This is a genomic window from Robinsoniella sp., from assembly GCF_034124845.1.
In genome coordinates, this window is record NZ_JAWYAJ010000229.1 from 1 (window position 1) to 19,731 (window position 19,731).

18 protein-coding genes and 1 pseudogene are annotated in these 19,731 nt (G+C 32.0%); 2 read left to right on the top strand and 17 right to left on the bottom strand.

Going from position 1 to position 19,731, the window contains the following annotated elements:
- Positions 1-299, top strand: a pseudogene (locus ACH2DQ_RS11220) (IS110 family transposase); the annotation flags it as partial.
- Positions 300-390: 91 nt separating this feature from the next.
- Here the strand turns inward: ACH2DQ_RS11220 and ACH2DQ_RS11225 are convergent.
- The 7 genes from ACH2DQ_RS11225 to metK all read right to left on the bottom strand — a co-directional run bounded on the left by ACH2DQ_RS11225 (position 391) and on the right by metK (position 9,023).
- Complete coding sequence (locus ACH2DQ_RS11225) at positions 391-1,698, bottom strand: B12-binding domain-containing radical SAM protein (protein ID WP_394913178.1); 1,308 nt, start codon at positions 1,696-1,698, stop codon at positions 391-393.
- Between the two features lie 157 nt (positions 1,699-1,855).
- A complete protein-coding gene (locus ACH2DQ_RS11230) occupies positions 1,856-4,234 on the bottom strand; it encodes a PEP/pyruvate-binding domain-containing protein (protein WP_394913177.1) in 2,379 nt (792 codons plus the stop codon).
- 39 nt (positions 4,235-4,273) lie between these two features.
- The gene (locus ACH2DQ_RS11235; RefSeq protein WP_394913176.1) at positions 4,274-4,777 is read right to left on the bottom strand and encodes a beta-ketoacyl synthase N-terminal-like domain-containing protein; all 504 of its coding nucleotides are present in this window, start codon (positions 4,775-4,777) and stop codon (positions 4,274-4,276) included.
- Positions 4,764-5,906: a beta-ketoacyl synthase N-terminal-like domain-containing protein gene (locus ACH2DQ_RS11240; RefSeq protein ID WP_395026762.1), complete on the bottom strand. Its 1,143-nt coding sequence runs from the start codon at positions 5,904-5,906 to the stop codon at positions 4,764-4,766. Before ACH2DQ_RS11240 ends, ACH2DQ_RS11235 begins: the two co-directional genes overlap by 14 nt.
- Positions 5,887-6,618 carry a hypothetical protein gene (locus ACH2DQ_RS11245; RefSeq protein ID WP_394913174.1) on the bottom strand — a complete coding sequence of 244 codons (732 nt, stop codon included), beginning with the start codon at positions 6,616-6,618 and terminating at the stop codon, positions 5,887-5,889. Before ACH2DQ_RS11245 ends, ACH2DQ_RS11240 begins: the two co-directional genes overlap by 20 nt.
- Positions 6,619-6,659: 41 nt before the next feature.
- The gene (locus ACH2DQ_RS11250) at positions 6,660-7,856 is read right to left on the bottom strand and encodes a beta-ketoacyl-[acyl-carrier-protein] synthase family protein (protein ID WP_394913173.1); all 1,197 of its coding nucleotides are present in this window, start codon (positions 7,854-7,856) and stop codon (positions 6,660-6,662) included.
- A 3-nt stretch (positions 7,857-7,859) separates the two neighbouring features.
- Positions 7,860-9,023 carry a methionine adenosyltransferase gene (gene metK / locus ACH2DQ_RS11255; RefSeq protein WP_395026765.1) on the bottom strand — a complete coding sequence of 388 codons (1,164 nt, stop codon included), beginning with the start codon at positions 9,021-9,023 and terminating at the stop codon, positions 7,860-7,862.
- A gap of 379 nt (positions 9,024-9,402) precedes the next feature.
- Here metK and loaP point away from each other — a divergent pair, with 379 nt between their 5' ends.
- The gene (gene loaP, locus ACH2DQ_RS11260) at positions 9,403-9,915 is read left to right on the top strand and encodes an antiterminator LoaP (protein WP_394913171.1); all 513 of its coding nucleotides are present in this window, start codon (positions 9,403-9,405) and stop codon (positions 9,913-9,915) included.
- A gap of 243 nt (positions 9,916-10,158) precedes the next feature.
- Here loaP and ACH2DQ_RS11265 read toward each other — a convergent pair whose 3' ends face one another.
- The 10 genes from ACH2DQ_RS11265 to ACH2DQ_RS11310 form a co-directional block, all read right to left on the bottom strand.
- The gene (locus ACH2DQ_RS11265; protein ID WP_394913170.1) at positions 10,159-11,100 is read right to left on the bottom strand and encodes a helix-turn-helix domain-containing protein; all 942 of its coding nucleotides are present in this window, start codon (positions 11,098-11,100) and stop codon (positions 10,159-10,161) included.
- A 103-nt stretch (positions 11,101-11,203) separates the two neighbouring features.
- On the bottom strand, positions 11,204-12,073 hold the full coding sequence (locus ACH2DQ_RS11270) for an alpha/beta hydrolase (RefSeq protein WP_394913169.1): 870 nt from the start codon (positions 12,071-12,073) through the stop codon (positions 11,204-11,206).
- A 38-nt stretch (positions 12,074-12,111) separates the two neighbouring features.
- Positions 12,112-12,852 carry an enoyl-CoA hydratase/isomerase family protein gene (locus ACH2DQ_RS11275; RefSeq protein WP_394913168.1) on the bottom strand — a complete coding sequence of 247 codons (741 nt, stop codon included), beginning with the start codon at positions 12,850-12,852 and terminating at the stop codon, positions 12,112-12,114.
- Positions 12,852-13,988 (bottom strand): 2-hydroxyacyl-CoA dehydratase family protein, encoded by a 1,137-nt coding sequence (locus tag ACH2DQ_RS11280; protein WP_395026769.1) that lies wholly within the window; start codon positions 13,986-13,988, stop codon positions 12,852-12,854. Before ACH2DQ_RS11280 ends, ACH2DQ_RS11275 begins: the two co-directional genes overlap by 1 nt.
- A complete protein-coding gene (locus tag ACH2DQ_RS11285; protein ID WP_394913166.1) occupies positions 13,978-14,745 on the bottom strand; it encodes an acyl-CoA dehydratase activase in 768 nt (255 codons plus the stop codon). Before ACH2DQ_RS11285 ends, ACH2DQ_RS11280 begins: the two co-directional genes overlap by 11 nt.
- Positions 14,745-15,932, bottom strand: coding sequence for a 2-hydroxyacyl-CoA dehydratase (locus ACH2DQ_RS11290; RefSeq protein ID WP_394913165.1), 1,188 nt, complete (start codon positions 15,930-15,932; stop codon positions 14,745-14,747). The genes ACH2DQ_RS11285 and ACH2DQ_RS11290 overlap by 1 nt, the downstream gene beginning before the upstream one ends.
- Complete coding sequence (locus tag ACH2DQ_RS11295; protein ID WP_394913164.1) at positions 15,933-16,727, bottom strand: 2-hydroxyacyl-CoA dehydratase; 795 nt, start codon at positions 16,725-16,727, stop codon at positions 15,933-15,935.
- Complete coding sequence (locus tag ACH2DQ_RS11300) at positions 16,721-17,626, bottom strand: ACP S-malonyltransferase (protein WP_394913163.1); 906 nt, start codon at positions 17,624-17,626, stop codon at positions 16,721-16,723. The genes ACH2DQ_RS11295 and ACH2DQ_RS11300 overlap by 7 nt, the downstream gene beginning before the upstream one ends.
- Positions 17,627-17,630: 4 nt before the next feature.
- Positions 17,631-18,950: a B12-binding domain-containing radical SAM protein gene (locus ACH2DQ_RS11305; RefSeq protein ID WP_394913162.1), complete on the bottom strand. Its 1,320-nt coding sequence runs from the start codon at positions 18,948-18,950 to the stop codon at positions 17,631-17,633.
- A gap of 195 nt (positions 18,951-19,145) precedes the next feature.
- A partial coding sequence (locus tag ACH2DQ_RS11310) for a bifunctional 3-deoxy-7-phosphoheptulonate synthase/chorismate mutase (protein WP_395026773.1) occupies positions 19,146-19,731 on the bottom strand: 586 nt, incomplete at its 5' end.

Here is a 19,731-nt window from a genome sequence, read left to right on the forward strand (position 1 = left end):
CATTAGTACAATGTGCTCATGCAGCCGTAAAATCTGACAAATCTCCTTACTACAAGCAAAAGTACGAACGCATTATGAAGCGAAGAGGTAAGAAACGAGCCATCATTGCAATTGCCAGAATGATTCTTACTGCAATTTACCAAATGCTAAAAACTGGTGAAGTCTGGAATCCTACTGACTTATACAAAATCAATATGCCTGAACCTTTGAAAGAAAAACAAAAAGCAAAGGCAATCAAGCAAGCATTGAAACTTCTTATAGGCGAGGGAATCATTCCCGAATCGTTAGAAGCTTCTTAAAATGAACATAATTCTTTGAATATTTTTTCGCTATTCTTGGATAGCTTGTTTAAGTGCGCCATTTTCTGGCTGTCCACGACTTTCTTTCACACTATTCATCCTGTCCATGTTTTTTTAATAATTTTTTAATGTTACCCATTCTTTTTCTAGTATTATCTATAGAATAGAAATGATGATATAAATATGCAACACCCTTTGCCAGTTCCTCCTCCGTCAATAACTTTGGCTTATACACAACATCCCAAAAGGTGTACCGGCTCCAGTCATAGTCAATAATCCTGTCATTTTTCTCCATTTGTTTAAATAATTCTGTACCAGGCAGCGGTGTCATTATCGTGAAGCTGCCCGAATATATTCCATTATCAATTGCAAACTTTAAAGTATTTTCGAATACGCCTGAATCATCATGATCAGATCCAAACATAAAGGAGCCCCATATATAAATACCTGACCGGTTAATTTGATCTATTAACTTTTGGTACCTGTCAACTAAATTTGCTTTCCACTTCCTGGCATCTAAAAGTTCCAGCCCTGACCGGGATATATTTTCAAAACCGATAAAGAGCCATCTGCATCCACTGGATTTTAACAATTGAAGTATCTCCAAATCTTCTGCTACTGAAAGATCCGTTTGCGTTCCCCATATGATACCTTCCTTTTCTATAGCTCTAATTAATTTTTTAGAATTTTCCCTGTTAACGAACATATTATCATCAGCAAAAAAGATGAATGGATTTGGTTCGATACGCTTTATAGCCCGAATCTCACTCATCACCTGCTCCACTGATTTACATCTGTAAACTGATCCGTACATAACCGGAAGGGTACAGTAGCTGCATGTTCGCGGACACCCCCTCGTTGTCTGGATACTATAGGAGCTATATAGTGATTTATTAACTAGGTCATATCTTGGTACCGGAGATTTCCTTATATCAGCAAAACACTCTGCCTTATATATTTTTCTTGCCGCCATATTTGAAAAATCATTTAAAAATTGATCAAAAACAGGCTCGGCTTCACCAATAATCACAGTATCAGCATACTTCGATGCCTCTTCCGGATATATGGTAGCGTGAATGCCTCCAATAACCGTATAGCATTGATTTAAACGGAATGCTTTAACGATTTCATAAGCTCTGTTTATCTGCTGTGTCATACCCGTAACCAATACTAAATCAAAATGCTCCTCAAATGGAATTCTTTCACCATGATCTTCATCTATAAAATGTAATTCATAATCATCAGGAAACAGCCCTGCAATCGTCAAAAGACTCAAATTTGGCGTTTCCCACGCTCCATAAAATTTTGATACAATATCGTTCTGCTCCAAAAAAGTCTTTAAATAAGTATTTTTTCCATACTTCGATCCCTTAGGAACAATCAAAGCCGTTTTTATCATCTTAATACCCTACATTGCTGCCATTCCTGCAATATTGCTCTTTAAATACTTTTATAGTAAGTTGAAAGAATATATTATTTGAGCAGCCTTTCTACTTTATTTTCTTCCAACCACATACCTTGGGGCTGCCATATTTAGCTATAAGAATGAAATATATTCACCCCAGTATATTTATTCTACCATTTGTTCCACTGATCTGAACCGTATCTCCTTCATTAAACACGGCGGTTGCATCATCATTAAATACAACAACAGGTATACCATATTCGCGTGCAACAACAGCACCATGTGACAACATATTTCCATAACTCATAATCAAACCCGATGTAATCTCTAATACCGGAGTCCAACTGGGATGAAAAGTTCTTACCACACCTATTGTGCCTGGAACAATTTTGCTAAGATCATTTAAACTGTTAATGATTACAATTTTACCAGTAGCAACTCCCGGGGCAATACCCATCACTTTATAACTTAAGTAGCTGCCTTCTTTTTGAACCGGAACAGGATCAGAACCTTTTATTATATATTCAGGCTTTTCCTTTTTCGCCTTCTTAAATAATTCCTTTCGCATATTGATAACATCCTGTGGAATACTTTGTGAGGTATAGAATATTGCTTCATTTATCTCATCAATTGTCATATGGAATATGTCCTGACGTTCTTCCAACTTCTTTAGATCAACCAAATTTTTTGCTATTTTAAGAAGAATTTGTCTTATTAAAATCCAGCTTTTATCAAAATAATAACGTTGATCTTCACGCAATTTCATATATTTTCCAGTTAAATAGATAACTTCTTCTAAACTCATAGCTTCTATACTGCTGATATTTCCCTGATCATATATGGTTAGAATATCTTGTTGCTCTTCTTTTTCCAATTTTTTATCTAAATGATCCTTAACTTTGATTAATTGTTTTAACAGATCGATTACTTGCGTGGGATTTTCTTCCCAATGAGGATAATAAATATCATCACAGTATGTACTTCTATGCCCATGTTTAATTAAAAACTCAGCTATTGCTCCTTTCAAATAGCTATATTTTTCATTACAAAAGATTTGTTCTAAGATATAATCACTGTCTTTTTCATTAATCAGCCAAAAGTACCGACTATTATTCTGTATCTGCCGTACAATGGCCAGCAACTCTTTGTTAGCGTTAATTGTATAATTTATATTGGACTGCATACCCATTAGTTTATCGGCAGCTTCTTTATTCAATTTATTTTTAGAAAGTCTTTTTTGCGTTTCTTTATACATAATCTGCGCAAACCCTAAAAATCTATAATGATCTATTCCAATAAAATAACAAAAGTTATAAACAACTTGATCAAGTAATGCTATCAAATTTTCTGAATGGGATTGCGTTTTTAATTGCCTTTTAAATCTGATAATATTTCTATCATATTCATCTAAGCGCGTATACCAATTCTTATAACTTTGTCTTATAAGTTCTTTCAGCAGATTTTTTTTGTGATGGTTATTGGAAGTATCTGCCTCAAAATATTTTTTTTGATATTTAACATTCCAATACACCCTGTTATTGATAAAACACAAAGGTTTTTCGTTAAACTGATTACCAGGTTTTTCATTAAAATAACTAAGGTATACCATTTCCTGCCATTTATCTAAAAATGACAAATAGCATACTGATGCTGGTTCTGCGAATCTATCTAATAAAATGCAGTCTGTGTCCTTAATTACTGATTTAAAATACTGATCCGGTTTATAAACTCTCACAACAGGTCGAATCTGAAATACATATATTTCTCCGTTAATCATTCCCCACTCAATATCACAGGGAAATCCAAAATCTTTTTCTGCCTTTATTGACAATTTGTAAAGATCTTTAATTTCAATTTCATTCAGCAAAGAATTATCCTTTATATAAGAGATATCATCACTGTGTTTATCAATGTAATATCTTTGCGCTATTTCTTTATTAGCTATCATTTTAAAGTTATTCTTTTTAACTGCTTCAAGAACTATTTCCTGTTTATACGAAACAGGATTTATTGTAAAGATTACTCCGGATTTATCACAGTCAAGCATTTGTTGGATTAAGACCGCCATTCCAGAAGAACTTCGAATATTTCCAGAATAATTCATTGCTTTGCTGGCAAAGGCTGAACACCATATTTTTTTTATAGCTATTATTAATTCTTCAAATGTACATATATCCGTAATACTTTTGAATATACCTGCATATGTTTTTTCAAATCCATCCTCATCAGTCGCTGAAGACCGAGCAATTAACCTGTCTGAACCATTGAGTAATTCAGTATATATCCATTTCAGCTCAGTTAATTGATCTGTTGAAAAAGATCCACTCATAATTTGATCTGATAATGAAGTTATATGTTTTTCATTTATATTATTGTATTTAACAAAATGTGTAAAATAATCAACAGATAGAATATAGCCACTACAAACCCTATACCCAAAGTTAAGAAGCCGGCTGATGTTATAAGCTTTTTCTCCTACCCTCTCCCTGTTTTCTGCTCTTATTTCGTTAATGTTTAAAATATTAATCACCTCATAACTAACTTTCGGTCAAAACGAACTCCTCATGGACTATTCATTAATTCTACCGATTACATATTTTCCCTTTGACCATCCATAATCATTTACATAAATTTCAACCATTGCTATACAATGTCCGCATAATATTTGAATGGATGTATAATCCCAAACATCTGATATGTTATCAATAGTTGTTAAAATAGAACATGTAGGCCCTTGAATATCAAATCTTTGAGCCATGTATGATAAAGCAGTACTTGACATTACATTAGGGAAATATCCCGGATTAATACTTCTGTAACCGGATTCCTTAACTGCTATAGCAGTTTCTTTAACCGAAGAATAAGGACCTGTACATGATGCTATTATCAATCCGGAATCTATATTAAATGAATGCAGCCCAGTAGATCTTAATAATTTTTCAGCAGTATATATGGCCTGTCTGGTAAAATGATCCATGGTGCGGCCATATTTTAAAAGGGCATGTGACTGGTCAAACTCCCTTTTTGTTACAAATATCTCACTTACTGTTTTAATATCTTCATAACGAATCATATTTCTTCCCACAGACTAAGGCTATGTTTGTTCCTCCAAATGCAATTGAGTTTACAAGGATATATTCCATTTTCTTTTCTCTTTTTTTTCCTTTAACCGGCTTTATTCCAATACTATCGTCGATATTTTTCAAGTTGGCAACCGGTGGAAGACATTGGTGTTTTAATGAATAAATAGCTGTTAAAACTCCAAAGGCACCTGATGCTCCTCCGGTATGCCCGGTTACACCTTTAGGCGCAGTTACATCAATTTCTCCAAATAACTGATATAGGACTGAGGACTCAACCGAATCATTGAGTAATGTTCCAGTGCCATGTGCGATGACCCCCTTAATATCCGAAGGTCTGATTGCAGCACGTCTTATTGCTTTTTTTATAGCTATACCGATACACATTCCATCCACATTTGACCGAACTATATGAAAAGCATCATTTGTAACTGCATAACCTGCTAAAAAACATTTTGTTTTTCCCATACATTCTCTGGACATTACAAAAAAAACCGCTCCGTCACCTACGCTAATACCTCTTCTTTCACGATCAAAAGGCCGGCATCCTTCTATATCCAATGAATTTAGGCGTTTAAAACCGCTATATGTCAGGTATGAAAATATCTCTATGCCTCCAGCTATTACATAATTATATTGATTCGTATTAAGTAAATCTTTAGCAAAGCCTATTGCCTGTGCACTTGCACAACATGCATTCGACATGATAAATACCTTTAATATCAATCCCAAATCATTTTGTAACCGGCATTGTATTTTATTCGACAACTCTGACATAAAATCACCGTCAACCAGATTTCTTAACAACATATCCGATATTCCCATACCTGTTCCTAAAACAACACAGCTTTCTTCTTCCATTAGGTCAACACCGCTGTCATCTATAGCAGCATATATAGCTTTACAGCAAACATCTAAAAAATAATTTTCCGGATTACTTTTATAACTGTCAAAATTATATATTTGTGCAGATATCTCTTGGTCATTATAAAAAAAATAAGAATTTTTTCTTTCCGATCTGTTAAGGCTTTGGAAAAATTCATCGGGACTATCTCCAGCTGGAGATATAATTCCTATTCCATTAAAAAAGACTGGTGCATTTTTATATTTCGCTTTTCTCATTTTGTATCTCTTCTCTTTTAATGCATATTTCAACTACATAATTGTCCTCTGCACAAGCGAAAAACTTCTTATGAAATATTTTTTCTTCATTTACGAAATGATTGATATTACACAGAATGTTATTCCTTTCATCTACTGGTTTTTTCTTCCCTTCCTTAATATAATCCTCTAAACTTAATTTCCGATAAGCTATAATCTCCAGATTACTTGGTTCATTGGATAGATATAAAGCACTGCTAAAATCATCAAACCATTCCCTCCCAGCCCGAAATGCAATATCGGTACACTCATCAGCTGCACATACAATTGCCCTATCCGTTTGATTGTGTTTGATATTTAAATATGCAAAGCCCAGTGCATCCAGCCCTGACAACTTACCATTAGAGATATTATATATTGGTTCTTTGATTTTAAAATGGATGCTTGCCATACAGGAAGGGGAATTTAATACTGTATTTGGAAATAAGCTGGGATTTACCCAAAGTGCTCCTGATTTTTCATATACAGTATTAAAATTATGTAAATTTCTCAAACTACTATATGCTGTCCCAAAAAAAATAGGTGCTTTTATTTCTAAGGTTGGATTATTATGCATCAGTCGTTTTATGGCCTCTATGCATAAGGAACTGATATTCATGCCACTACTTCGGATTTCTTCCGAAGATTCCTTAGAAAAAAAAATACTTCCATGTATAAATACTCTATTATCCATATTTCCCTCCGCTGTCTACCTCAGTCTATCCCTGTATATGATTATGATCCAATAATTACACTGCTTGTCTGTCCTCCAAATGCAAATGAATTAGACATAATATATCGGAGGTTACACTTTCTTGGATTATTTTGCACTATATCTACACTGCAATCACTATCTTTTGTTATACAATTCATAGTAGGTAAAATTGTTTGATTTTGAATCATTAAAAAACTTGCGATTAGTTCTAATATACTTGCTGCTCCCATAGAATGCCCCAGAACAGATTTTATAGAGCTAACCGGAGGCGTGGCAATATTACCATATAATCTTTTAATAGCAAGTGTCTCAATTCTATCATTGGCTCTAGTCCCAGTTCCATGTGCAGAAATATAATCAATATCTTCTAAAGCCAGACCCGAGCTCCTGACCGCCTTTTCCATTGCTTCTAATTCTCCTTGACCATCTTTGTGGGGTGATGTCATATGATATGCATTAGAAGCCAGGCCGCATCCTAATACGGAACCATAATTTTTCTGGTTGTTTCTTATTCCGGCTCTTTCCATTACAACTATTCCGGCTCCTTCACCAATAACCAATCCCTTTCTGTCTTTATCAAAAGGCCGGCAAAAGTCAGGTGTCAAAGATAACAACCTTTGGAAACCAGCAAAAGATACTTTTGAAAAGGAATCTGCTCCTCCTGCTAAAACAACATCCGAATAATTCCATTCTAAAAGCTGTTTTCCTATTGCCACTGCATAATTACCTGCTGCGCACGCACTTGGAATAGTATACATATAACCTTGTATACCAGTAGCTTCCGCTACTGCATTTATAATATTGACCGTTCTTACCTGACGGTATAATTTATCTGAGATTACATCTTGTTTTGCTAAACTTTCTGTTATTTTTTCCTCTGCCTCAATTTCACCCATTGTTGTTCCGATTACTACACTTACTCTTTTTTTGTCTATTTTACTAAGATCTATTTCGGCATCATTAATAGCTCTCAAAGCAGCACTCACACTATAGCAGGCCGTTTTACCATACTTTTTCAAAATTTTATCACTGACATTTTCTGCCCAATCATTTTTATCAATTTTGGCACCTATTTTAATTCGAAAGTCTGAACGGTCTAAAAGCTCCGGAATAGGTCCATAGGTTATTCTTCCTTCATATAAAGTCCGCCATATACTATCTAGTGTAAAACCTGCTGTAGAAACTGCACCTAATCCGGTAACTAAAATATTATTCATGCGTCACCTGCTTTTTATAAGAAAATCTTTAATTTCTTGAAGTTTATCAAGCCTTTCCCATGGTAAATCTAAATCGTTTCTACCAAAATGACCGTAAGCAGAAATATTACTATAAATTGGTGATTTTAAATCAAATTGATCGATCAGATTTGCAGGTCTTAGATCGAATATTTCTTTTATCATATTGGTAACTGCTTCCTCCCGAATGTTTCCAGTTCCAAACATATCTACATAAACAGATACCGGCTCCGCAACTCCAATTGCATAAGATATTTGGACCTCGCATTTTTGTGCTAATTTTAATGCTACAATATGTTTTGCGATATATCTCGCAGCATATGCTCCTGTTCTATCCACCTTAGATGGATCCTTTCCAGAAAAAGCACCTCCGCCATGCCTTCCAGCTCCACCGTAGGTGTCGACAATAATTTTTCTGCCTGTCAACCCAGTATCGGCACATGGACCACCAGTTAAAAAACGTCCGGTAGGGTTTATAAGAATCTTACAATCCTGCAGTAGTTCTTTGACAATTAAAGGTCTTATAACATGATCAGTTATATCTTTTGTAACGACAGAATGATCGATATCTAGTGTATGCTGGGAAGAAACAACTATAGTTTCTATTTTTACAGGTCTATTTGACTGATAACGAAAAGTAACCATAGATTTTCCATCTGGTCCCAGATAAGGAATTACTCCTTCCGCTCTCACTTTATCTAATTGTTTGCATAATTTATGAGCATAATATATAGGTGCAGGCATAAATTCATCTGTCTCATCGCATGCATATCCAAACATCATTCCCTGATCACCAGCACCGGATTCATGATTTTCATATGAGTCAACGCCTATAGAAATATCCTTTGACTGACTATTTAAAGAAATAACTACTCCACAAGTATCACTTTTGAAACCGCACGCTTCGCTGTTGTATCCAATTCTGTCCACTGTGCTCCGGACCACATTTTGAATGTCTATCTTAGCCTTTGATGTTATCTCACCCATCACTGTAATTATACCTTTGGCTGCTGTTACTTCACATGCCACCCTTGATTCAGGATCTTTTTCTAAGTAGGCATCTAATATTGCGTCTGATATCGCATCACACATTTTATCAGGATGACCAATTGTAACTGATTCTGAAGTAAATAAATATTCATTTTCCATATTCTAATATCCTCTTTTCTCTGTTAAACTTCTAATATTTGAAATATAAATTACTTTCGTACTGATTATCACCTTCCTTTAGGTCTTGCAATTCTATAATCAACTCTTTATGCTATCCTACATGAAGATATCGCTTCTTAAAACCTCCAATAGTACTTAAAATCAGTAATCATAGGTATGAATATTTCAGCGATTCTTTGAATTATCCGTCCAGACTATGAAACGAAAAATTATCTGCGCTACTTTTATGGAAGATATACTCCTAATAGTGCTAAAAATATACAGAAATAGATCTTTTGATGGTTTTATTATTTTGTTATAAATGTAAAATTATAATCAAAATAAGTAGGTGATAAATGACTAAAATATGAGGTGGATTATGAAATGGTATGCAATTTTTACAAGTATAGGTCAAGAAGAAAATCTGGTTCATTATTTAAAAAAATTAAAAGCAGAGGATTTAAAAGATTTAGATTACAAACTACTAGTACCTAAGAGGAAAATTTCAGAAAAGAAACAGGGAATAACCAGTGAAGTAATTAGATATATGTTTCCGGGGTATATCTTGCTTCAAACCTCTGATATTATTAGATTTAAGAATAAATTATGGAATCTGCCTAAAGTGATAAATATTTTACAGTTTGATAACTTATTTTGCGAGATACAAAAAGAAGAGATAAAATATATTTTAGAATTAATTAATGAAGATGGTATTATAGATATTTCAAAAGGGCATATAGAAAATCAAGTGTTGAAAATAGTAAGTGGACCTCTTTGTGGAAAAGAAGGATCTATAAAAAGTATTAACAAAAGAAAAGGGCGGGTTAAAGTTGAATTTGTCATATTTAACAAATATTATTATATAGATTTAGGACTATATTTATTACCATAAGTAAACAGTTATTTATGAAAAAACCAGGTTTTTCAAGTAAAATAAGTAAACTCTACGATTTCTGGCTGGTATTCATTTATGATAGCTTGTATCAGTGCAGTTCTTCTGATTAGTTTGCCATACTTTATTTTAAAACAGAGTGTGAAGTTCGTTCCGAACTTACACACTCTTACACTCCCTAAAAACCTCATTAATATATCTGTTTACTTATGTTTAAAAAACATATCTACTTTAATACAATAATCAAAAATTTGAATTAATATCAACGGAAGGTATTGGCATTACCCAAATTTCCATATACGCATTATCAGAAACATTTTTGTAATATTTTTCTGCAGAAAATGGCATAGTAGTCAGTTTATGTCTTTTTAACCATGTATCAAAAAGATATCTATTGGCTATATCCAATGTTACTGTCACAAGTTGCTCAAATGTTTCCGCCTCCAGGCAACAAACAATATATTCTCCGACAGGCAATTCCCAAATGGCATCTTTTTCATTTTTCTGTGCTTCTACAGAAGCTTTTCCCCCAACAAAATAATTGAAAAACCCTTCTTCTTCTTCATTATCTGCCAAAAAGTAAGAAGCTCCCAATTCAACCCCATTAGAGTCCAAGCCAAGAATGGAAGATTTTTTCTTATGAAAATCTTCCCATAATTGTCCAGGTATGTCCACACCCGTGGCCTCTCCAATAGGCAGTTGATCCAGAGATACCTGACGACTTCTACCAAAGTATATTTCCGGTTGCTCAAGTTTTTTTGATTTAATCTCTAGTACAATCCCATCAGACACTAATGGAACATTTTCATCAATCATTACATAATTTAATAATAATTCTGGCTTTTGGAATTGATTGAGTCGAATCGGAGAACGCTTGTACTCCTCAGGCGTTAATCCATATGCGGACTTAAACGCCCGAGTAAATGTTTCGTGATTTTCGAATCCAAAACGCAACGCAACATCAATAATTCGATCATGTGATTCCGACATATATTGAGATGCTTTCGCTAATCGCCTAAGCTTAATATACTCCATAACTGTTTTGTTAACAAGCCTCTTGAATAGCCTTTGATAGTAAAAAACAGACAAATTTGCTAATTTTGCCAAATTCTTTATAGATATGTCTTCTCCTGGATTTTCCTCAATATAATTTAAAGTAACTTGAATTGATTCCCATGCTGTCATATTTTTTCCTCCTTTTGTTCAATTCTAACAAAATAAATCTATTAATTCTTGACCTACAATGCCCTAAATTTATCTAAAAGAGTTATTGGGACTATTATGCATACTATTTCAGATATTTTCTGAAGAAGGTGACTACTAAATCATCATATAATTTACCGAGAACCACACGATTAGTCAAATGGTATCCTTTTTGTACGCTTACCAGCTTAACATTATTAAGATTTAATAATTCTCTTGTATATTCTGCATTTATATATGGTATAACAATATCATTTTTGCAATGAAACATTAATATATTATAGTTCCTCATACTTTTACATCTCCGGATCATTCTTCTTCTCATTTTAACAAAACCTATAATATCTAAATAATATTTTAAAAAAACATATTTGGTAATGACATTATAGATATTTTTTATTTTTAATATATATTTAAAATAGTCATGAACATAGATCAACGGACCGCTGTCTAATACAATTGCTTTAATTCCATCAAGATTGTCAATTGCACTAATTGCAACAGTGGCTCCCATAGAGAAACCATAAGTCCCAAATGGTCCCTTTACTCCCTGTTTCTTTATTTCACAGATAAACCTTTTCATATCATCCTCAAGTGTATATTTATTCCCACGTCTGTCTTGGCTTTCTCCATGATTAGGGTAGTCATAAGATACTACCGTAAATCCTTCGTCTAACAGAGGTTCGATACTATTATATATAGAAAATTTACTGCCTCCTAAATAATGAGAAGCGATGATAGTTCCTTTCGATTCTTTTAAAGGTAAATAAACAATACCAACTAAGACTAAATTATCTTTTGATTCAAAATTAAATTTTTCATATTTATATGGTATATTTGGCTGATATAAAATATCGCTTCTTTTAGGATGACTGCTCTCATATACTAATTGATAACCAATATATATATGATAAAATATATATATTGCAATTATTATTAAAACACATATTAACATTTACATAACCTTTCTCTTTACTAATTAAAAAAGAATGTTCAATTACTCCTGATATACCTATTCAATCTTTCCGTCATTTCTTTAGAAAATACAACTTTTACTATATGTTTAATTTTAAAATGCACATGAATGGAATTATTGATAAGATTTTTTGTATTAACTAATGTTTGTTTAGAATATGTAGATAATTTGTGCAAAAAACTCAATGAATGCTCATTTAGAACTTCTTCCCGAAAAATTGTACTTATCATATTCATTTCTTTTGCCGTTTGACAGATAATTCTTTCATTTGTAAGACAGATTTTTCTTGCATTTTCTATTCCACAAACTTTTTTAATGACTTCAAGGCCACCATCTGCAAGCAAGCCGCCATATTGTGGATCAGGAATCCAAAACCAGGTTGCAGCACTCGCAAATCTAAAATCACATGCCATAACAATAGATACCGCAGAGCCAATGACAGCTCCTGATATTGATGCCAGAAATATTTTATTCGATGTTAAGATAAGTTTTACAATCTTTTGAACCATTCTTACAGTTCTGACTAGATTAATCCGTGTAACTTGTATATAACTACTGTTAATACTTCTTAAATCAAGACCTGAAGAAAAAATATTATTAATTTTGCTTCTTAAAACTACACCAAAAATATTAGGATTTTGATCTATTTTTAATAGTAAATAATAAAACTCTTTTAGAAACTGTAGATCCATAGAATTGATTGGATATTTTGAAAACTCAATAACTACTAATTTACCTTCTCTGTATAAATGAATCATTATTCTTTTACTCCACTTATAATATTTTTTATATTTTCTTCTAAGATTTCTCGATCAAAGTTATTATAGATCGCATTACCGGTTACATTATACATCTTTATACCTTTCTTTTTTAATTTTTCCATAATAATCTTTAATTTTCTAGGAAGAAATGAACAAGAGACATGGGTAAAATTAATAACAATATCTATTTCCATGTTTAAAACCACTTCAACCAATTTATTTATTCTGGATTCTGTATCATAGAATAAACTGCGTTTTATCTTATTTTCAAGATCTGCAAAAAATTTAGATTTAGTTAACTTATAATCACCAAAATTCCACATCTCTTCATAAACAAAACTACATGGTAATAGACGTTCAATAGTAGATAAAATATTATTATTATATAAAGGTATTAGTCCCATCCAAAATATTTTGATTCCACTTGGATTATTAAAACCTTTTTTGTTCTGGCTTATTACATCAAACATATTTTTTAAAACAGTTACAGCTGTTTCATTACCAAAATCATTCTCTACAGTAAAAATCTTTAGGCAATCATTACTAGCAATAATTCCCGGACAACACATTCTTAAAACATCTATTTTCTTTTTTATGATTATAGCCTCATTAGATAAATTAACTACTTCTGAAATACTTTTTTTAACTGAATAATTATTCTTTAATAAGTCATAGATTTTTTGCAACTGGCATTCCATATTATTAATCGACACGTAGCAAGTTGGAATCCCGTATTTTATCTCTAGATGTTTACATAAATTAACGGCATCATTACAAGGATACGTTACGGCAATAATTTTTTCAGGCAGGGGAATTATCTTCAAATTTATCAACTCTAGAAACGCTTTATGATAGGAACAACCATTAAAATCAATTTCTGAATTCTCTTTATTCGATAAAATGTGACATCCAATCGCCAGTCCAACAATTCTTTCGATATAAAGGCATTCAATATCAAAACAAGAAATTATTTCCGATGGGAAATAATACGTACATAAAATATATGGTTTTCCAGATATAATCAATTCAATAGTATGTTTTTGCGAATCAATATAGGTTTTCAAAAATTTATTATGAGAATATTTTAAAAATCGTGACAACAAATCTAATTTCATTATAAAATTATTTTCCATAATATCCTATTAGAGCAGCTCCCATAGCACCTACAATTTGAGGTTCCACTGGAACAGAAATATTTTTAATTTTTTTTCTTATAAATTCAATAACTCCTTTATTTTTTGCTACACCACCAGTTAAAACAACTTGTCCGTCACAATTAATATTTTTCGCTAAAACAAAAATTCTATAGGCAATAGATTGATATATACCTGCAATAATTTCTTCCCGTTTAATCCCTTTTGATATCCCTGATATTACTTCTGATTCTGCAAAGACTGTGCAAGTACTGCTTATCTTATATATCTTACTTGCATTTAGACCACTTTGAGAAAATTCATTCATATCCATATTCATTACGCCTGCCATAACTTCTAAGAAACGGCCAGTTCCTGCTGAACATTTGTCATTCATTTCAAACTCTTCAACAAACCCATTTTTTGACAACTTTATGACTTTACTATCCTGCCCCCCAATATCGATAATGACTTCAGCATTTTGAAAAAAATACTGAGCACCTAAAGCATGACAAGTTATTTCTGTTACCACTTTATTAACATTTTGTATATTTCTTCGCCCATAACCAGTACCAACAATCTTTTTTATTTCATCCTTGTCTATTCCAGATCTTTTACAAATATCATCAATAATTAATTTACTTGTCTGTTTTTGATCAAATCCAGTTGGCAAAATAGAATAATTAACCATATCTTTATTTTTATCCAATAATACAGCATTTGTTGATCTTGATCCTATATCTATTCCGATATACATTACTCTCTCTCCAATCCTTCTTTAAATGCTTCCATTCTTAATTTCATTTGTTCTGTTGAGATACCTTCAGGATTTATACAATCACCATATAATTCTAATAGTGGCTTATTTGTCAATTTGGAAACTTCTTTTAATTCCCAAGCCGAACATGGAATCGCTTTACAACCATTATGCATGAAAATCACAATGCCATCCACATTATATTGCTCAACAATATTTAAATATAGATTAATTCTCTTTTTGGCCTCCCCTAAATAGTAATGAGACAATATTTTCTGTGAGAGTATTTCTATAGAGCCATTTTCATCTAACTTATCCCAATAAATAAAGCTAGTAATATCAAATACTATAACACATCCTAGTTCTTCTTCAAAAAACTTCATTATTTGACCATTATGTAAAGGAGCAAAATGTACCCAAAGTATTCTTTTCTTGCATTCAACTTTTTGTTTATTCTTAAGTTGCCAATAATATTTTTTGGCAACTTTAACTCCTAATTCAGAACCCATTAAGAAAGTTGCACCATACATATTTCTAATAGATAGATTTCCCATAAATACTGTCTTAGATTTTCTGATGTTATTTGCTTTTATAAAATATTCTCTTGCTTTATTAGAAAACTCAATTGTGCTTTTTAAATTTTCATTAGTTAAACGATATCCAACATATGCTTCCATCCATTCTTTTAATTCAGTCAATTGACTTTCTAGGAACTGTCTATTTTGTACCGTTACTGAATAAGGAACTTGTATTAATTTGACTTTCGTATTAAATCTTTTTTTTAAATAAGTCCCCATCATACTTCCGCCATCACATATATGTGAAGAAAAAACAGCAATTATAGGCGGTTTTAATATTCCTTCTTCCAGGCATCCAATAATAGCTTTATGATAAGAACAGACATTTATATTATATTTTTTAGAATGAGCTGTATGTATATATTTTTTTGACAGATTAAGTGTGGATAACCAACCTGAAACAAGTTCAGTCTGCAATGGGATAAGATTAAAAGCAAAAATTAATTCTGTAGGCATCACCATATTACTCCATACAATTCTATCATTATCTGTCTGCATGATATTATTAAAAATATTGATCTGATTATTAACGACCATCTTTGCTGCCTCAAGTTCCATAAACTGAGTTAATTTATCGGCAAACTTAACCTTTTGAAGAAATTCATTCAACTAATCACCACTTTCTATTCTTAGACATTCTATAAAGGCGTCGTATCTTAATCTACTTCTTTCTGAAATAGAGTCCACATAGTCTTCTTCCAAATGCAGATATCTAATCTTCAAATCTTCACATATCTGCTTAATAACAGGGTAAGTAAACATACAATAATCGCATCTTTCTATCGTTATAAAAATAACTGCTTTATAGAGTTTTATTCTTTCTATTATGTATTCATAATAATCAGACATTCTCATACAAGCTGTCTTTTTATTCAATAAAAATAAATCCCCTCTTGCTTCAGACCAGCAAGACTCGACGTAAACCTGATACGGCTTAAATAAGATTTCCAGTTCATTTACATATTTTTTACTTAGTGAACTCGTTATAATTAATATATGTTTATTAGATGATAAATAATTAACATAACAATCTTTAACCTCTTTTGTATTTATTTCTATGTTAAAATGCATTTTTAACTTATCACAGAGATCACAAATTTCCAAAGCAGTGTCATATCGGTTGCGGGGGATTTCTAATATATATGTAAACATATCAGGATACTTATATTTTAAATAATCATAAAATCGCTGTGTGCTATTACAACAGTTGGTAAATATGATTCCATCATATTTCGTAAAGTCTATCTTACCGCATTTATCAATAAAGCAGCATGGATTTCCCGATATAAAAGGAAGCTCATTCTCTCCAAATTTTGTATCAAAGATACTGATCATTTCTAAACCATTTTTGCTTAACATTCGGTATGGCACAAAAGAACAAAAATATAATATTTTAATTACCATAGATTATCTGTACTCCCTATCCAACTGCAATTTATTCTTTCATGTGCAATTCTTGAATTACCACTGACTGTGCATCCTGGTCCAATTTCTACTAAATTGAAAATATTGCTCTCCACCAAGCCTTTAATTATCTTATTCCAACGAATCGGATGATTAATTTGCTTTGAAAGTTTTTCTTTGAGAAGATTTTTATCTTGATTTTTTAATCCATCATAGCAATTAAAGACTGGAATACTGGGAGTATAAAACTGAACTTTATTAAAAAGCGACTTTGATTTTTCAGCTATTTGATTACACATTGGACTATGATATGCTCTATCAGAATGCAAATCAATCGCCCAAATATTTTTTTGCCTCTTTAATATCTGAATTACTTCCATAACATTGTTTCTTAAGCCAGAAATAATATTTTGTTTATCCGAGATATAAGAACTTACACTAACTTTATTACCAGAATTATCCACTATTCTACATGCTTTCAGTAATTCTAGTATATCGACATTTACAATTCTATACATACATTCCCCAATTACCTTTTCCTCATAAAGAATATTTTCCAGGGATTTTATAAGGAGTAATATTTCTGAAAATTTTATAATATCAGACGCTGCAAAAGCTGTAAATTCTCCCTGGCTATAACCAGCAAAAGCATTAGGTTTACCGTAAATAACTTCCATGACCTTGTAAATAGCGTAGCAATGCGTAACTAAACAGATTGTCTGCCAGGTAAATTCTATTTTTTCATTTGTATAACAAAATTTTTCTAATTTTACTTTCAATATCTCGTCTGCTTCCTCAAAGATGTTTCTCACCAGTGTAAAATCACGATAAAAAGATTTATCCAATCCTTTTAAAACTGCTTCTCTACCAGGAAAAGCCGCACACCATCCATATTTCAAATTATTAATCTACTCCTTTCTCCAATTTCTTTCTCTGTCTGATATCATTCAATAAACTTTTCAGACGCTTATCAGAATTGTGCTTATTTGAGATCTTCTTATATAAATTCAGCAAACCAATTTCTAGTTCTGATTTATTCATATGTTTCGGTCTAATAACCACGTCCCATAGAGTATAATCTGACCAATCATAACTAATAATGCGTTTCTCTGCCTCCATCTGCTGTCTTAACTTCGTCCCCGGGAGGGGTGTTGGAACCGTTATATTTACACCGTACAACTTGGCATCCAATATAAATTGAGCTGTATGTTCAAATATATCGGAACCGTCTTCATCTAATCCCACAATAAACGTTCCATAAATATTAATTCCATAGGATTGTATCTTTTGTATATCCTCCTTATACTTATTTAAGTGTTTTTGCTTAAAATTAATAGCTTCTATAGTTTGTAAACTCTTTTCTGAAATACTTTCCAGTCCAATAACTATCCACTGGCATCCTGACTGATACATTAACTTTAATAATGATTCATCGTTAGATATGGTTATATCCGTTTGAGCTATCCATCTTATATTTTTTTCTCTTAATTCATTTAAAAATAACTTAGTTTCATTTCTTAGAACAAAAAAATTATCATCTGCAAATAATATTAATTTATCTGGATAGAGTTTAACAATTTCGTCTATTTCTTTTAAAATCTGTTCATTAGATTTTCTTCTATATTTAACACCATATACATTCGATGCACAACAAAAATTGCACTTTCTTGGACATCCTCTAGTAGTGTAAACATTAACTATAGGATAATCATAGTATTTGATTAAATCATATCTGGGCATAATACAGTTTTTCAGATCAAATGGATCCTTACTGGTGCTTTGGTATAACTTTTTAACCCTCCCTTTCCGGTAGTCTTCAAGAAATTTTGGAAAAAGTACTTCTCCCTCTCCTGCCAAAACTACATCTACATACTTTCCAGCTTCATTTGGCAGTAAAGTACAATGTATTCCGCCTATAACTGTTAAAACACTTTTTTTCCTAAACTTTTCTGCTATCTGATATGCTCTATTAGCTTGAATAGTCATTGCGCTAATACATATGAAATCATAATGTAAATTAAAATCTATCTCCCTGTATACTTCATCAATATAATCAACATCCCAATTATCAGGAAAATAAGCAGCAATTGTTAATAGCCCTAAGCATGGAGCTGACCAGAAATGACGAAAACTGTCCATAGAAATTGTTTTCTCAAGAAAAGTAGACATTTCTTTATTATTACTAAATATAGTTCCTTTTGGATTGATTAATGCTATCCTCATTTAAGTTGTCCTTTCTAAAACCTTTTTTGAAACTAATATATAATGCCTTCTTTTTCTATATCTATTATAACAAAAAAATATAACCGATGTTAACACCCAAAAATACCAATAATTTCTTAAATTTTTTACCATAAAAGACCCACCATCCCTTTTGTACCCCGATCATTTACTGTGAACTCATTTATATTTATTTTCTTAATCAATACTGCGGTTTAGCTTTTCTATAAATAATTCAAACTCTTCCAAGTTTAATTGTTGAGAAGCATCAGATAATGCATTGTTAGGATTATTATGAACCTCTATCATTAAGCCATCAGCTCCTGCTGCAAAGGAAGCCCTAGCCATTGGCAATATAATATCTTTTCTCCCTAAAGAATGGCTAATATCAACTATAATTGGAAAATTAGTTTCTTCTTTTATTATTGCAACGGAAGATAAATCTAATAAATTACGTGTACTGGTATCAAATGACCTTATGCCTCTCTCACACAATATAATCTTATCATTACCACTCTGTAAGATATATTGAGCAGCGTTTATGTATTCATTAATAGTAGCACACATACCCCTTTTCAATAATATTGGTATATTTACATTTCCCAACTCTTTTAACAATTCATAATTAAACATATTTCTGGTTCCAACTTGCAAAATGTCAACCATATTACTCATTATTTCGATATGCCTGACGTCAATTACTTCTGTAACAATTTTTACTTTATATTTCTTTCTTAAACTATTTAAAATAAAAAGTCCTTCCATTCCTAATCCCTGAAAGTCA

Coding starts and splice junctions, on each gene's coding strand:
- metK (WP_395026765.1), bottom strand. CDS start 9,023: ATGGAAAATGAATATTTATTTACTTCAGAATCAGTTACAATTGGTCAT.
- ACH2DQ_RS11250 (WP_394913173.1), bottom strand. CDS start 7,856: ATGAATAATATTTTAGTTACCGGATTAGGTGCAGTTTCTACAGCAGGT.
- ACH2DQ_RS11270 (WP_394913169.1), bottom strand. CDS start 12,073: ATGTTAATATGTGTTTTAATAATAATTGCAATATATATATTTTATCAT.
- ACH2DQ_RS11265 (WP_394913170.1), bottom strand. CDS start 11,100: ATGACAGCATGGGAATCAATTCAAGTTACTTTAAATTATATTGAGGAA.
- ACH2DQ_RS11295 (WP_394913164.1), bottom strand. CDS start 16,727: ATGGTAATTAAAATATTATATTTTTGTTCTTTTGTGCCATACCGAATG.
- ACH2DQ_RS11235 (WP_394913176.1), bottom strand. CDS start 4,777: ATGATTCGTTATGAAGATATTAAAACAGTAAGTGAGATATTTGTAACA.
- ACH2DQ_RS11245 (WP_394913174.1), bottom strand. CDS start 6,618: ATGGATAATAGAGTATTTATACATGGAAGTATTTTTTTTTCTAAGGAA.
- ACH2DQ_RS11225 (WP_394913178.1), bottom strand. CDS start 1,698: ATGATAAAAACGGCTTTGATTGTTCCTAAGGGATCGAAGTATGGAAAA.
- ACH2DQ_RS11275 (WP_394913168.1), bottom strand. CDS start 12,852: ATGATTCATTTATACAGAGAAGGTAAATTAGTAGTTATTGAGTTTTCA.
- ACH2DQ_RS11240 (WP_395026762.1), bottom strand. CDS start 5,906: ATGAGAAAAGCGAAATATAAAAATGCACCAGTCTTTTTTAATGGAATA.
- loaP (WP_394913171.1), top strand. CDS start 9,403: ATGAAATGGTATGCAATTTTTACAAGTATAGGTCAAGAAGAAAATCTG.
- ACH2DQ_RS11305 (WP_394913162.1), bottom strand. CDS start 18,950: ATGAGGATAGCATTAATCAATCCAAAAGGAACTATATTTAGTAATAAT.
- ACH2DQ_RS11280 (WP_395026769.1), bottom strand. CDS start 13,988: ATGGAAAATAATTTTATAATGAAATTAGATTTGTTGTCACGATTTTTA.
- ACH2DQ_RS11285 (WP_394913166.1), bottom strand. CDS start 14,745: ATGTATATCGGAATAGATATAGGATCAAGATCAACAAATGCTGTATTA.